General features: G+C 70.7%; 12 protein-coding genes and 2 tRNA genes. 4 read left to right on the forward strand and 10 right to left on the reverse strand.

The window, feature by feature from the left end; translation table 11 throughout:
- Positions 1-221 precede the first annotated feature (221 nt).
- From ACIGZJ_RS08605 to ACIGZJ_RS08620, 4 genes are all read left to right on the forward strand, one after another.
- Positions 222-638, forward strand: a complete 417-nt coding sequence (locus ACIGZJ_RS08605; protein ID WP_396456553.1) for a hypothetical protein — start codon at positions 222-224, stop codon at positions 636-638.
- Positions 639-1325: 687 nt separating this feature from the next.
- Positions 1326-1622, forward strand: a complete 297-nt coding sequence (locus ACIGZJ_RS08610; RefSeq protein ID WP_396456554.1) for a helix-turn-helix domain-containing protein — start codon at positions 1326-1328, stop codon at positions 1620-1622.
- A gap of 1428 nt (positions 1623-3050) precedes the next feature.
- Positions 3051-3236: a helix-turn-helix domain-containing protein gene (locus tag ACIGZJ_RS08615; RefSeq protein WP_396456555.1), complete on the forward strand. Its 186-nt coding sequence runs from the start codon at positions 3051-3053 to the stop codon at positions 3234-3236.
- Positions 3236-4369 (forward strand): tyrosine-type recombinase/integrase, encoded by a 1134-nt coding sequence (locus tag ACIGZJ_RS08620; RefSeq protein WP_396456556.1) that lies wholly within the window; start codon positions 3236-3238, stop codon positions 4367-4369. The genes ACIGZJ_RS08615 and ACIGZJ_RS08620 overlap by 1 nt, the downstream gene beginning before the upstream one ends.
- 58 nt (positions 4370-4427) lie before the next feature.
- Here ACIGZJ_RS08620 and ACIGZJ_RS08625 read toward each other — a convergent pair.
- From ACIGZJ_RS08625 to recF, 10 genes are all read right to left on the reverse strand, one after another.
- Positions 4428-4500, reverse strand: a tRNA-Ala gene (locus tag ACIGZJ_RS08625).
- Positions 4501-4691: 191 nt separating this feature from the next.
- Positions 4692-4820 carry a DLW-39 family protein gene (locus ACIGZJ_RS08630; protein ID WP_014137031.1) on the reverse strand — a complete coding sequence of 43 codons (129 nt, stop codon included), beginning with the start codon at positions 4818-4820 and terminating at the stop codon, positions 4692-4694.
- A 243-nt stretch (positions 4821-5063) separates the two neighbouring features.
- A complete protein-coding gene (locus ACIGZJ_RS08635) occupies positions 5064-5378 on the reverse strand; it encodes a DUF6191 domain-containing protein (protein WP_396456557.1) in 315 nt (104 codons plus the stop codon).
- A 119-nt stretch (positions 5379-5497) separates the two neighbouring features.
- Positions 5498-5574: transfer RNA gene (locus ACIGZJ_RS08640), tRNA-Ile, on the reverse strand.
- A 16-nt stretch (positions 5575-5590) separates the two neighbouring features.
- Positions 5591-6997 (reverse strand): class I SAM-dependent methyltransferase, encoded by a 1407-nt coding sequence (locus ACIGZJ_RS08645; RefSeq protein WP_396456558.1) that lies wholly within the window; start codon positions 6995-6997, stop codon positions 5591-5593.
- Between the two features lie 268 nt (positions 6998-7265).
- Positions 7266-7928 carry a DUF3566 domain-containing protein gene (locus ACIGZJ_RS08650; RefSeq protein WP_396456559.1) on the reverse strand — a complete coding sequence of 221 codons (663 nt, stop codon included), beginning with the start codon at positions 7926-7928 and terminating at the stop codon, positions 7266-7268.
- Between the two features lie 226 nt (positions 7929-8154).
- Complete coding sequence (gyrA, locus tag ACIGZJ_RS08655) at positions 8155-10722, reverse strand: DNA gyrase subunit A (protein WP_396456857.1); 2568 nt, start codon at positions 10720-10722, stop codon at positions 8155-8157.
- A gap of 115 nt (positions 10723-10837) precedes the next feature.
- Positions 10838-12862 (reverse strand): DNA topoisomerase (ATP-hydrolyzing) subunit B, encoded by a 2025-nt coding sequence (gyrB, locus tag ACIGZJ_RS08660; RefSeq protein ID WP_392930277.1) that lies wholly within the window; start codon positions 12860-12862, stop codon positions 10838-10840.
- Positions 12863-13120: 258 nt separating this feature from the next.
- Complete coding sequence (locus ACIGZJ_RS08665; RefSeq protein ID WP_392931017.1) at positions 13121-13654, reverse strand: DUF721 domain-containing protein; 534 nt, start codon at positions 13652-13654, stop codon at positions 13121-13123.
- A 166-nt stretch (positions 13655-13820) separates the two neighbouring features.
- Positions 13821-14954, reverse strand: a complete 1134-nt coding sequence (recF, locus tag ACIGZJ_RS08670; RefSeq protein ID WP_396456560.1) for a DNA replication/repair protein RecF — start codon at positions 14952-14954, stop codon at positions 13821-13823.
- Positions 14955-14991: the final 37 nt, after the last annotated feature.

The following is a 14991-nucleotide window of genomic DNA, read 5'->3' on the forward strand; positions in this document are numbered from 1 at the left end:
CCATCATGACGCATCCAGTCAACTGGTCCCTACATGTTGGACCAGAGGACTTGACGACTGCCCTGAGTAACGGCACCATCATGTTCAGCAGCTTGCACCTACCAGTTGAGCCAGAGGTTCAACAGGGACAAGATGTGCTCTGAACTGCCCAAACACGCAGTGGAGCGGCGCCCATCCGCCAAGAAAGCCGCCGCTCCACGCCCCACGAAGGGAGTTCCATCATGCACGCTTCGCTCGCCACCCAGCCACTGACCGTCGGCCCGATCCGCCCCCAGGTGAGCGTGTTCGGCGACCCGGACGACGGCGAGAGCGCCCCGCGCGTGGCGGTGCAGATGACCCTGCACCTGTCGTTCGCGGAGATCCTCGGCCGCCTGCTCTTCACCCCCGGCTCGACGCTGATGCGGGAGGACCTGAAGACCGGCAACGAAGCCAAGATCATGGAGTGCCTGTGGTTCACGCTGGCGCAGACCGGCCTTGAGGTGGCTGAGGACTTCGCCGGGATGGCCATGGACATCTACACCGGCCGCCGCGCCTCCAGCCTCCACGACTTCGCGGTGCGCCTCGGCACCGTCATCACCCACATCTTCGGCGTCACCGCCCCCGAACCGGCCGCCGCCCGGGTCGCGCCCACCGGCTGAACACCCCGACCCGGGTGAGCGCTCACCGGCGCCCACGGGCGCTCACTGCTCGCTCACCCGGCCGGTCGGCGACCCGCGTTTCAGTGCCAGTCGGCCGACTTTCAGGCACCCGACCGACCCGGTGAACACCCGACCGTTCACCGCCGCTCACGGGACCGTTCCCGGCGCTACCCGCCGACCGTTCCCGCGTTCCGGGAAGCGCTTCCCGCCCTTTACCCCCAAGCATCGGTCGCCCCATGACCAGCGATCCCGACCCGACCGACAGTCGACCCGTTCACCAGCGAACATCCCGACCGCGCACCGGTGAACGCCCCGACTACCGGCCCGAATACCGACCCATGAGGAGTGGCTGTGACCAGTCACACCGGGGCCGACTCCCGCGCCCCTGAACCGCCGCCCCCCGGACCTGAAGCCCTGGCCGCCGCCGCTGAAGCGGGCGCCAATGGACCTGAAACCGGCGCCGTGGTGAGCGGTGAACACCGCACCGTGAGCGCCGTCCGGTCGGCTGTTCACCACCCCACACACCCCGCCGCTGAAACGGCCGCCCGCGTGGTTGAAGCCGTGCCCGACGGACCTGAAACGGGCCCGCCCGTGAGCGGTGAACGCGGCGCCGTGAGCGCCTGTGAGCGCCCGTGCGCACTCGACCCGACCCCAACCCCTACTCGCTACCCGACCGAGGAGACCCGCATGACCACCCCGCCGACCACCGACCCGGCCCCGCTCGTGGACCCGACGGACTACCTCACCGTGCCCCAGGTGGCGTTCGCCCTGCGGCTGTCCCAGGAGACCGTCTGGCGCATGGCCCGCAGCGGGACCCTGGACGCCTACCGCGTCGGCAACGGCCGGGGCCAGGTCCGCATCCCCCGCAACGCCTTCCGCGCCTACCTGGCCACCACCGGACTGCCCGCCGGCCTGTCCGCCGTCGCCGCCGCAGCCCCGTCCAGCAGCCGGGAGCGCTCCCCCTGGACCAGGACCCGCACCTGACCACCCGCCCGGGAGCGGCCGCCATGTCCAGAAAACCGGACGCCCGGCGCGCCGGACAAGCAAGAAGAGCACCGGGGCGCCCGGCGCCGGGTGCTCCTCTTGCTGTTCGGCGAAGCCGCCAAAGGTCGTGCCGCGCAGCGGCTCCTTCATCACGCTCTGAGACGCGCGACTACTACAAGAACAGCCCTTCTTTTTTTCCTAAGTAGGGAAGCTCTGCGTCACCGCGTCACCCAGGGCCGAAAAACTGCCTCTGACCTGCGACAACGAGGGTGACGCAGACGGCATTCTCTGCGTCACCGCTGCGTCACCGCGTCACCCGCAGACCCTGTCTGCGTCACCCCCGGCCCCGCACCGCACGACACACCCCAACTACAAAAGCCCCTCCTTTCTTTCCTAAGTAGGAAGACGCTGCGACATGTACGTCATGCGGGCCGGAAAACGGCCCCTGACCTGCAGCAACAACCATGACGCAGACGGCAACCGCTGCGTCATCCTGCGACATGTGCGACATGCCATGACGCAGCCCATGACGCACCGATGACGCAGACCCCGACCACTGCGTCAAGAAAAACCCCAGGTCACAGGCCCGCATGACGCTGATGTCGCAATGACGCAGAAATCCGCACCTCGGACAACCCACGCCACGGGGAGCCGTCGCGCGTCATGGGCGTGGACGCAGCGGTGACGCACCGGTGACGCAGCCCCCCGCCGCTACGTCACTCAAAACTCCAGGTCACAGGCCCAGATGACGCTGATGTCGCGGTGACGCAGAAATCCGCACCTCGGACAACGCATCCACCGCACAAAGCCCCGCCCCTCTCCCCGCCGCGCACCGGCCGGGTCCCGGAACCGCCACCGGGCCTAGCGTCCGCCCCCGCTAGACCTAGCACCCCCGCTAGCAGGCGAACCAGGCCCTGACCAGCCACCCAGCGATCAAGGGCACCCCGCCGCGACACCCCGAAACCCGCTCGCAGCGCACCCCAGACACCCCCGCCTGTCGCTAGCACCAGGCACCGCACTCGACCCCGCCCCGCCCGCCGCAAGCCGCTCTGACACCCCCTGACACCTGACACCCGCTGACACCCAAACCCCTAGGCAAACGCGCTGTCAGACCACCACTGACGGCACCTGACACCACCCCTGACACCCAGCCCTGACACCTGGCCTGACACCCGCCGCAATCGCTCACCACGACCGACCAGAGCCATCGGACCGCCCGAACCACCACAGGGAGGCACCAGGGAGACAGGGAGAACTCCCTGACTGCCTCCCTGGCCACCAAACCCGCTCCCACCGGTACGAACAGCGCCACAGGGAGGCAGGGAGGCGCACCGAGCACCCCCGCCAACGGCCCCGAAACCCACCCTTCGGCGCCCCGGGCAACCTCCCTCCCTGTCCCACCGCAGCTAACTCGCCCAGGAGGAAACCTTGGCCAGCCCGGCCGCCGAAGTGCTCACCATCCCCGAAGTCATGGCCGCGCTCCGGCTCGGCCGCAGCAAGGTCTACGACCTCATCCGCTCCGGCACCCTGCCGAGCTTCACCATCGGCCGCGCCCGCCGCGTGGCCGCCGACGACCTCACCACCTACGTCCGCACCCAGAGCAGGAGCCTCTAATGGCCAAGCGCAACCCGAACGGCGCCGGCACCGTGACCAAACGAAAGGACGGCCGCTACCAGGCCGCCGTCTACGTGGTCCAGCCGGACGGTACCCGGGCCCGGAAGTACGTCTACGGCAAGACCTGGGAGGAGTGCGACCAGAAGCGCCTGGAACTCGTCCAGCGCGACCGCCAGGGCATCCCGACCCCGACCAGGTCAGCCAAGCTCTCCGAGTGGCTGCCCTACTGGCTGGAGCACTTTGTCCAGGCCCAGCGCAAGAAGACCACGGCGGCCAAGTACGAGACGCACCTTCGGCTCTACCTGGTGCCCCTGCTGGGGACCAAGAGCCTCGAAGGGCTCACCCCGCGCGACGTGCGGACGTTCCTCGCCAAGGTCACCAAGCAGGCCAGCGCGGCGACCGCCCGGGAGTCGCACAAGATCCTGCGGTCCGCCCTGACGGCAGCCTGCCGGGAGGAGCTGATCACGAGGAACGTGGCCAGTCTGGTGATCCCGCCCCGGGTCGTCTCCCGGGAGCTTCGGCCCTGGACCCTGGAGCAGACCCTGACGTTCCTCAGGGCGGCCCGTACGGACCCGCTCTACGCCTCGTTCGTCCTGGCCGTGGCTCTGGGCATGCGCCGGGGCGAGATCGGCGGGCTGCGCTGGTCCTCCGTGGACCTGGAGAACCGCGTACTGCGGGTCGGCCGCCAGTTGCAGCGCGTCCGGGGCGAGCTGTACGAGGACACGACGAAGAGCAGCAAGTCCCGGCCGATCCCGCTGCCGACCATCTGTGTCGTGGCCCTGCGCTGGCACCGGATCTGCCAGGCCGAGCAGCGCCGGGCGGCGGGGGAGACGTGGGAGGAGACCGGCTACGTCTTCACCACCCGGACCGGCCGGCCGGTGGAGCCGACCAACTTCTACCGGTCGTTCCGGCGCATCGCTGCCACGGCGGGTGTGCCGGTGATCCGGATGCACGACGCCCGGCACGGGTGCGCCTCGCTGCTGATCGCCTGCGGTGTCTCACCCCGTGTGGTGATGGAGATCCTCGGACACAGTCGGTTCGGCATCACGATGGAGGTCTACACCCACGTGACGCAGGACACCCAACGAGAAGCACTCGACAAGGTGGACCGGCTGCTCCGGCCGGGGCGCTGATGTCAGCCTGAGATGTCAAACGCCCCGGACCATGATCGGTCCGGGGCGTTTGTGCACGTGGAGCTTAGGAGACTCGAACTCCTGACATCTGCCTTGCAAAGGCAGCGCTCTACCAACTGAGCTAAAGCCCCTCGACGGCACCGCGCGTACCGCCGGGAACTAGCGTACCGGGTCCCGGCGGGAATCCCACGCGGTATCCCGCACCGGCTGACCGGCCGGTGCGCGAAGCGCCGGCCGACCCGGTCACAGGACCGGGCCGACCGGCCCGGGAGGCACCCTGCGGCGCCCCCGAAGATCGTCGATCGTCAGATCGTCCGGGTCCTCAGCGACCGGCCGGGACCGGGTCGGTGGCCTCGGTCCACAGGTCCTGCTCGGCGCGGTCCGCCTGGACCTGACGGTAGACAAAGAAGCCGCCGAGGGCGACCAGGGCGACCAGGAGAAGCTTCTTCACCGCGGGACCTCGTCCTTCTTGCGTTGCGGACTCAACAGCCGTGCTCCGACCGGAATGGCCGGGCCGACGAGTCCATGAGTTGTTTCGAGCACGAACGGGCTGTCGGGTGCCAGACTGCCCTTGCGGCCGATGATACACACCGGTGTCCCAATCGTGACCAGCCACCGCTGCCTCCAACCGACCGGTCCGGTCGGAGGATTGACGCCATCCCTCCTGTCGTACGGTCGGCCCGGCGCCGACCGCTCACGGCCGCGTCGGCGGCACCACCACGGCCGTACCGGCCGACAGGTCCACTCTGGTCCGCGGCGGGGCCCCCTCGCCCTCCTCGTCGCGCAGCATCAGCGTGCTGCGCCGCTCGTCCAACTCGTGCTGCTTGCCCGCCGCGAACTGCGCGTGCAGCTGCTCGAACCCGGTCGACGAGATCTGCCCCTCCCGGCCCGTCCCCCGCCAGGGCACCAGGCGGGACCGCCGGGCCCGCAGCGCCAGCTGGTCCACGAAGGCCAGCGCCACCAGCGCGCAGACCAGTCCGGGAATGCTCATGGCCCAGAACAGCGCCATACCGCCACCACCTCTCCACAGGCCCTACCCGTAGAACCCCCGGGCCCGGCCCACGGTTCCGGCAACGGCCGGGGAAACGCCGAAGGGCCCGGAGTGAGATCACTCCGGGCCCTTCGCGGTGGTGGGCCTAACAGGACTTGAACCTGTGGCCTCTTCCTTATCAGGGAAGCGCTCTAACCGTCTGAGCTATAGGCCCTTGCCGCACTCAAAGATTAGCGGACCGTCGGCCGATCTCCCAAATCCGGGTCGGTGGGGGTCGCGGCGACCGGCCGGGGGCGGGCGGGGGAGGGCTGCTGGTGGGGGGCGGCGGCCGGGCGCAGCAGCCACTCCTCGCGGGTGGCGGGGAGGTGGGCGGCGCCCTCGGGACCGGTGCGCACGGCGAGGATCTGGTTGATGCCGATCCGGTTCTCCTCGAAGGCGAGCGCGCAGGCCGCCATGTACAGCCGCCAGACCCGGGCCCGGCCGCGGCCCACCAGGCCGACCGCCTGCGTCCAGTGCGCCTCCAGGTTGGCCACCCACTCGCGCAGGGTCAGCCCGTAGTGCTCGCGCAGCGACTCCACATCGCGGACCTCGAAGCCCGCCTCCTCCAGCCGGGCCACCGTGGAGCCCACCGGGGAGAGCTCGCCGTCCGGGAAGACGTACCGGTCGATGAACGGGCTGGGGCGGTACGGCTCGCCCCGGCGGTCGGGCCGGCGGGCGATCTGGTGGTTGAGCAGCCGGCCGCCGGGCGCCAGCAGGCCGTACAGCCCCTCGGCGTAGACCAGGTACTGCGCGGAGCCGACGTGCTCGGCCATGCCGACGCTGGAGATCGCGTCGAACGGGCCGTCCGGGATCTCCCGGTAGTCCTGCAGCCGGACCTCGACCCGGTCCGCCAGGCCGGCCTCCTCGATCCGCCGGCGGGCCAGCTCGACCTGCTCGGCCGAGATGGAGACGCCGACCGCCGTGACGCCGTAGTGCCGCGCCGCGTGCAGCAGCAGCGAGCCCCAGCCGCAGCCGACGTCCAGCAGCCGCATCCCCGGCCGCAGGCCCAGCTTGCGGCAGATCAGGTCCAGCTTGGCCTCCTGGGCCGCCTCCAGGCTCTTGGCGGCGGGCACCCAGTACGCGCACGAGTAGACCATCGACGGGCCCAGCACGAGGCCGTAGAAGTCGTTCCCGACGTCGTAGTGGTGGCTGATGGCCGCGCGGTCCCGGCTGCGGCTGTGCAGCCGCCCGGTGACCGACCCGGCCTCCTCCGCCGGCGGGGCGGGCTGCGGGCCCAGCGCACCGGCCCGCAGCAGGGCGCCGACCACCCGCCGCCCCCTGGCCCCCAGGACGTCGGACGGGCCCAGCTCCAGCAGCCGGATCTCGGGGAGCTCGGCGAAGTGCGCGACGGCCGTCAGCACCTCGTAGAGGTCGCTGCCCGGGGCCACCTCCAGATCCCCGGACACATAGGCGCGGGCCAGGCCCAGCTCCCCCGGCTGCCAGAGCATCCGGCGCAGCGCCCGGCGGTTGCGCAGCACCACGGTGGGGGCCCCCGGCGGCCCGGCGGTACTGCCGTCCCAGGCCTGCACCCGCAGCGGCACCTGGACCCCCAGGAGCCCCTCCAGGGCCTCGACGAGTTGCCTTGCGAGCTGAGCCATCCCGCGCCTCCGTCCAGCCGTACCTGCACAGCCGTACCTGCCCCGGCCGGTCGGACCGGGGGGCGGCCTGCGGCAGTCGGAAACTCGGCACGAGCGCCACCCAGCTAATCCCACCGCGACTGGCGCCGATCCGGGCGGCACGCCGCGAGGGCTGGCTGTCACCCGAATGCCAACGGGCCCCGGAGGCTGCAACAGCCTGCGGGGCCCGCTCATTCCGCCTGCGGACGAAAACCTGACCGGAGGTCAGGGAACCGTCCGCGCAGCCGGATCAGTCCTCTTCGGCGAGGGTCAGCTCGATACCGCCGGTGAAGCCGGCCGCGGCGTTGTAGATGAACGCCGACAGCGTGGCAAGCGCGGTCAGCAGCACGACGTCCACCACCGCGATCAGCGAGGTGAAGGTCATCACCTTGCCGAAGCCGACGTAGTCCATCAGGTTCAGGCCGCCGCTGGCGTCCGAGCCGGTGACGTCCTTCAGGGTCTTGGTCAGCGAGTCGAACACGCCGAGCGAGTCCAGCGTCATCCACAGCACGGCGGCCGCCACGATGATGATGATCCCGACCGCCAGCGACAGCAGGAAGCTGACCTTCATCACCGACCACGGGTCGGCCTTGGTCACCCGCAGCCGCGCCTTGCGGGTCCGGCCCAGGCCCGGACCGGCGGGCGGCGGACCGGCGGGGCGGCGGGCCGCACCCGGCACCGGCGTACCGCCGGGCGGGGTGTTGCCGGTCACCCTGGTGCCCCGCGGCGGCGTCGGCTGCCCCTTGGCGTACGTGGTCGGCTGGGAGAACCCACCCGAACCGCCCGCCGGCGCGCCCGGCGGCGGCGGGGGCGTCGGCTGGCCGCCGTAGGCCGCCCCGCCCTGGCCCGCCGAACCGACCGGCGGCATCAGCGACGTGGACGCGGAGGGGTGCTCGGCCGGCGGCTGCGGCACCCCGTACCCCCCGCCGCCCTGTGCTGCGCCCGGACGGCCGCCGGTGGCTCCTCCCGCAGCACCCGTGGCTCCACTCACTGGTCCTCCCGCACTTCCCACCAGGGCGGCGGACCGCCCTGCGTCGTCACTCGTCACCCAGCGCCCGGCGGGATTGCCCGGAACTGGTCGGCGGCCGGTGCCACCGCGCCGGGTCAGGGCGCGGCGGCACCGGCCGTCGCGGTAGGGGTCAGGCCTGGGCTGCTTCGCCGCCCGCCGTCTCCGTACCCTCGGCCACCTCGGCGGTGGACTCGGCGTCTGCCGTCTCGTCCTCCGCCAGCTCCTCGTCCTCGGCCTCCGCGTTGCGGGCCATACCCACGACCGCGTCGCGCTTTCCGAGGTTGATCAGTTGGACGCCCATGGTGTCACGTCCGGTTTCACGAACCTCGGAAACCCTCGTGCGGATCACCCCACCCGACAGGGTGATCGCCATGATCTCGTCGCTGTCGTCGACCACCAGGGCGCCGACCAGCGAGCCCCGGCCCTCGACGATCTTCGCCGCCTTGGTGCCGTAGCCGCCGCGTCCCTGGACACGGTACTCGTCCACCCCGGTGCGCTTGGCGTAGCCACCGTCGGTGGCGGTGAAGACGTACGTCCCCGTTCGGACCACGTTCATCGAGAGCAGCTCGTCGTCCTCGCGGAAGGACATGCCCTTGACGCCCGAGGTGGCGCGCCCGGTGGGCCGCAGCGCGTCGTCGGTCGCGGTGAACCGGATCGACTGGGCCTTCCTGGAGACCAGCAGCAGGTCGTCCTCGGCGGAGACCAGCTCGGCGCCGATCAGCTCGTCGTCCCGGCCCTGCTCGTCCTGGCGCAGGTTGATCGCGATCAGGCCGCCGGAGCGCGGGGAGTCGTAGTCCTTCAGCGCGGACTTCTTGACCAGCCCGGCCCGGGTGGCGAGCACCAGGTACGGCTTGTCCTCGTAGGTGCGCACCGCCATCACCTGGGTGATGTGCTCCTCCGGCTGGAAGGCCAGCAGGTTGGCCACGTGCTGGCCGCGGGCGTCGCGCCCGGCGTCGGGCAGCTCGTAGCCCTTGGCGCGGTAGACCCGGCCCTTGTTGGTGAAGAACAGGATCCAGTTGTGGGTCGTCGTCACGAAGAAGTGGTCGACGATGTCGTCCTGCTTCAACTGGGCACCGCGCACGCCCTTGCCGCCGCGCTTCTGCGAGCGGTAGAGGTCGGAGCGGGTCCGCTTGACGTAGCCGCCACGGGTGATGGTGACGACGATGTCCTCCTCGGCGATGAGGTCCTCGATGGAGAGGTCGCCGTCGGAGGGGATGAGGGTGGAGCGCCGCTCGTCGCCGTACTTCTCGACGATCGCGGTGAGCTCCTCGGAGATGATCTCCCGCTGGCGGACCGGGGAGGCCAGGATCGCGTTGTACTCGTCGATCTTGCGCTGCAGCTCGTCGTGCTCGTCCATGATCCGCTGGCGCTCCAGGGCGGCCAGCCGGCGCAGCTGCATCTCCAGGATCGCGTTGGCCTGGAGCTCGTCGATGGAGAGCAGCCCCATCAGGCCGGTGCGGGCGGCGTCGGCGCTGGCCGAGGCCCGGATCAGCGCGATGACCTCGTCGATCATGTCCAGGGCGCGCAGCAGGGCGCGCAGGATGTGCGCCCGCTCCTCGGCCTTGCGCAGCCGGAAGGTGGTGCGCCGGACGATGACCTCGACCTGGTGGTTGACCCAGTGCCGGATGAAGGAGTCCAGCGACAGCGTCCGCGGCACGCCGTCGACCAGGGCCAGCATGTTGGCGCCGAAGTTGGTCTGCAGGTCGGTGTGCTTGTAGAGGTTGTTCAGCACGACCTTGGCGACGGCGTCGCGCTTGAGCACGATCACCAGGCGCTGGCCGGTGCGCGAGGAGGACTCGTCGCGGACGTCGGCGATGCCGGCGACCTTGCCGTCCTTGACCAGGTCGGCGATCTTCAGCGCGAGGTTGTCCGGGTTCACCTGGTACGGCAGCTCGGTGATGACCAGGCACTGGCGGCCCTGGATCTCCTCGACCTCGACCACGGCGCGCATGGTGATCGAGCCGCGCCCGGTGCGGTAGGCGTCCTCGATGCCGCGCCGACCGACGATCAGCGCGCCGGTGGGGAAGTCCGGGCCCTTGATCCGCTCGATCAGGGCGTCCAGCAGCTCCTCGCTGGAGGCCTCCGGGTGCTCCAGCGCCCAGAGCGCACCGGAGGCGACCTCGCGCAGGTTGTGCGGCGGGATGTTGGTGGCCATGCCGACCGCGATGCCGGTGGCGCCGTTGATCAGCAGGTTGGGGATGCGCGCGGGCAGGACGGTGGGCTCCTGCGAGCGGCCGTCGTAGTTGGCGGCGAAGTCGACGGTCTCCTCGTCGATGTCCCGCATCATCTCCATGGCCAGCGGCATCATCTTGCACTCGGTGTAGCGCATCGCCGCTGCCGGGTCGTTGCCCGGGGAGCCGAAGTTGCCGTTGCCGTCCACCAGCGGCATCCGCAGCGACCAGGGCTGGGCCAGCCGGACCACGGTGTCGTAGATCGAGGTGTCGCCGTGCGGGTGGTAGTTGCCCATGACGTCGCCGACGACGCGGGCGCACTTGTAGTAGCCCTTCTCGGGGCGGTACCCGCCGTCGTACATCGCGTAGAGCACGCGCCGGTGCACCGGCTTGAGGCCGTCGCGGACCTCGGGCAGCGCACGGCTCACGATGACGCTCATCGCGTAGTCGAGGTACGAGCGCTGCATCTCGGTCTCGAGCTCGATCGGCTCGACCCGGGACACGAAGCCCGCCTCGCTGTCAGACAGGGTGGTGGCGGTGCTGGCGTCCGGCTGCTCGCCGTCGGGACGGTTGTCGTCGACCACTGGTGGTCAGTTTCCTTTCACGCGTGACTGGACTGTGCTGGCGGGGGCTGGCCCCCGGTCACACGTCCAGGAAGCGGACGTCCTTGGCGTTGCGCTGGATGAAGGAGCGGCGGGCCTCGACGTCCTCGCCCATCAGGACGGAGAAGAGGTCGTCGGCGCGGGCCGCGTCCTCCAGGGTGATCTGCTGCAGCAGGCGGTGGGCCTGGTCCATGGTGGTGACCCGGAGCTCCTCGGCGTTCATCTCGCCGAGACCCTTGAAGCGCTGGATCGCGTCGTCCTTGGGCAGTCGGCGCCCGGCCGCCACGCCCGCCGCGATCACGGCGTCGCGCTCGCGGTCGGAGTAGACGTACTCGAAGTCGTCCTTGCCCCACTTGATCTTGTACAGCGGCGGCATCGCCAGGTAGACGTACCCGCCCTCGACCAGCGGCCGCATGAAGCGGAAGAGCAGGGTGAGCAGCAGGGTGCGGATGTGCTGTCCGTCGACGTCGGCGTCCGCCATCAGAACGATCTTGTGATAGCGGAGCTTGGCCTCGTCGTAGTCCTCCTGGATGCCGCAGCCGAAGGCCGAGATCAGCGCCTGGACCTCGGTGTTCTGCAGCACCTTGTCGATCCGGGCCTTCTCGACGTTCAGGATCTTGCCGCGGATCGGCAGGATGGCCTGGACCCGCGGGTCACGGCCCTGCTTGGCCGAGCCGCCGGCCGAGTCGCCCTCGACGATGAAGATCTCGCACTCGGCCGGGTCCTTGGACTGGCAGTCGCTGAGCTTGCCCGGCAGCGAGGCCGACTCCAGCAGGCCCTTACGACGGGTCAGGTCGCGGGCCTTGCGGGCGGCGACGCGCGCGGTGGCGGCCTGGATGGACTTGCGGATGATGTCCGAAGCCTCGTTGGGGTTGCGGTCCAGCCAGTCGTTCAGCTGCTCGTGGACGACCCGCTGGACGAAGGTCTTCGCCTCGGTGTTGCCCAGCTTGTCCTTGGTCTGGCCCTCGAACTGCGGCTCGCCGAGCTTGACCGAGATGATCGCGGTCAGACCCTCGCGGATGTCCTCGCCGGAGAGGTTGTCGTCCTTCTCGCGGAGCAGCTTCTTGTCCCGCGCGTAGCGGTTGACCAGGCCCGTCAGCGCGGCGCGGAAGCCCTCCTCGTGGGTGCCGCCGCCATGCGTGTGGATGGTGTTGGCAAAGCTGTAGACCCCCTCGGTGTACGAGGAGTTCCACTGCATGGCGACCTCGACGGAGATCGCCTTGTCCTTGTCCTCGGACTCGAAGTCGATCACCGAGGGGTGGACGACCTCGCCCTTGCGGGAGTTGAGGTGGGTGACGAAGTCCGCGATGCCGCCGTCGTACTTGTAGGTCACCGAGAGCGGCTTGCCGTCCTCGTCGGCGTGCTCCGGGCGCTCGTCGGTCAGCGAGATCGACAGGCCCTTGTTGAGGAACGCCATCTCCTGGAAGCGCCGCGAGAGCGTCTCGAAGGAGTAGACCGTGGTCTCGAAGATGTCCGGGTCGGCCCAGAAGGTGACGGTGGTACCGGTGAGGTCCGTCTCCTCGCCCTTGACCAGGGGCGCGGTCGGCGCGCCCATCTTGTACTCCTGGGTCCAGCGGTTGCCGTCCTTGTGGATCTCCACCGCGAGCCGGGTGGAGAGGGCGTTCACCACGGAGACGCCGACGCCGTGCAGACCGCCGGAGACCGCGTAGCCGCCACCGCCGAACTTGCCGCCCGCGTGCAGGACGGTGAGCACGACCTCGACGGCCGGCTTCTCCTGACCGGGGACGATGTCCACCGGGATGCCTCGGCCGTTGTCGACCACGCGGACCGCGCCGTCGGCGAGGAGCGTGACGTCGATGGTGTCGGCGTACCCGGCCATCGCCTCGTCGACGGAGTTGTCCACGACCTCCTGCACCAGGTGGTGCAGGCCACGCTCACCGGTCGAGCCGATGTACATGCCGGGGCGCTTGCGGACGGCGTCGAGGCCTTCCAGCACCTGGATGTTGCTTCCGGTGTAGGTGCTCTCGCTCGCCTGGTCGGTCTGGTCTGGGATCTGGCTGGGGTTGCCGGAATCGGCCACGAAGCGCCCTCTCTGGCACAGCACGGGCCGCATCCCCTGCCCCGTGCGGGCGGGCGTGCGACCACAGCGTTTCGACTCGGTTGCCACTAGCAACAGTGTTTGGCCTTCAGTCTACCGGTACGACTGACATAGATGGGCGTTTGGCAGCCTCTGAGGGCAGATACGCCGCCCTGAATCCCCTCTGCACATGTCCCGATACTCGCCCCGGGGGCCCAGACCGCCTGGAAGGGCCGTCAGGGGTTCCGGAGGCTACGGGTCCGCTCCCGGCCGGGCCGGCCCGGCTCACCCCCAGGTGTCGCCCGGGCCCTTGCTCCCCGGCGCACGCAGCCGCCCGTAGCCGCGGGCGGGCGCGGCCGGACCGAGCACCTTGATCGTCTTGACCGTGCCGTGCCCCAGCTCGTGGTTCAGACGGGCCACCAACTGACGTGCCAGCCAGCGCAGTTGAGTCGCCCAGGCGGTGGAGTCGCACTGCACGGTGAGCACCGCGGCCTCGTCGTCGTAGGACTTGGGCTCGCAGTGCGCGGCGATGTCCGGGCCGACGATCTGCCCCCAACGGCCCATCACCCCGCCGACCGCCGCCGAGGACTCCCAGCCCCGCTCGGTCAGCAGCCGGTTCAGCGCCGCCCCCAAGGGCACCGGGTCCCGGCCGTCCGAGCGCGCACCGCTGCGCAGACCGGTCCGCTTCGCCTCGCGCTTCTCCCGGACCTGCTCACCGCGCTGGCGGGCCTGCGCCCGGGCCGCCCGCAGCGCCGAGCGGGCCAGATCGGCCCCGGTCAGCTCGCCGCCGCCCGGCTGCCCGATCCCGGACGGTCCGATCCCGGACGGTCCGATCCCGGACGGTCCGGCGCCCGGCTTCGGGGAGTGCTCCGCCGGATCGCTCACGGCGATCTCCTTTCCCCAGCCTGTGGACAACGGACGCGGACGCGCGCCGGTGGCCGTCCAGCCTACGGGAGCGGGCGGACGGTGCGCGGCGCGGCCGGGGTCAGCCGTCGACCCGCTGCACGGCGCCGTCCGCGACCGTGTAGCGGGCCCCGGCCAGCGCCTTCGGCACGTCCTCGGCGACCGCCGCGGTGACCAGGACCTGCTCGCCGCCCGCGACCAGCTCCGCCAGCCGGTCCCGGCGGGCGGCGTCCAGCTCGGCGAACACGTCGTCCAGGATCAGCACCGGCTCACCGCCGTCGGCACGAAGCAGCTCGTACGAGGCCAGCCGCAGGGCCAGCGCGAACGACCAGGACTCACCGTGGCTGGCGTAGCCCTTGGCGGGCAGCGGGCCGAGTCTGAGCTGCAGCTCGTCGCGGTGCGGACCGACCAGCGTCAGCCCGCGCTCGACCTCCTGCTTGCGCGCCGACTGGAGGGCCTGCAGCAGTTGCTCCTCGGCCTGCTCCCGACTGGTCGGCAGCCCGCCCTCGAAGGAGCTGCGGTACTCCAGCACGGTCTCGCCGCCGGTCGGTGCGAGCTGCCCGTACGCGGCCGCCACCAGCGGCTGCAGGGCGGCCACCAGCTGGATCCGAAAGGCGGTCAACTCGGCTCCGGCCCGGGCCAGATGGCCGTCCCAGACCTCCAGGGTGGAGAGGTCGGCGCCCTTGCCGCCGCCGGCCCGGCGGGCCATCGCGGCGGTCTTCAGCAGGGCGTTGCGCTGCTTGAGCACCCGCTCGTAGTCCTGCCGGACGCCGGCCAGCCGCGGGGCGCGGGCGGTCAGCAGCTCGTCCAGGAAGCGCCGACGCTCACCCGGATCGCCCTTGACCAGGCTGAGGTCCTCGGGGGCGAACAGCACGGTGCGCAGCACCCCGAGCACATCGCGCGGGCGGACGTTGTCCGAGCGGTTGATCCGGGCCCGGTTGGCCTTGCCCGGGGTGATCTCCAGTTCGACCAGCGTGCTCCTGGTCCCGGCCACCACGGAGGCGCGGACCACGGCCCGCTCCGCGCCGAGCCGGATCAGCGGGGCGTCGGTGGCCACCCGGTGGCTGCCCAGGGTGGCGATGTAGCCGATCGCCTCGACCAGGTTGGTCTTGCCCTGGCCGTTGGGCCCGACGAAGGCCGTCACGCCCGGGTCGAGGGGCACCTCGACCCGGGCGTAGGAGCGGAAGTCGGCGAGCGACAGATGCGCGACGTGCATGGCTGTGGACTGCGCTCGCCTTCTGTGGATATCCCTG

The organism is Kitasatospora sp. NPDC052868, from assembly GCF_044547105.1.
In the GTDB taxonomy this organism is placed as follows: Bacteria; Actinomycetota; Actinomycetes; order Streptomycetales; family Streptomycetaceae; genus Kitasatospora.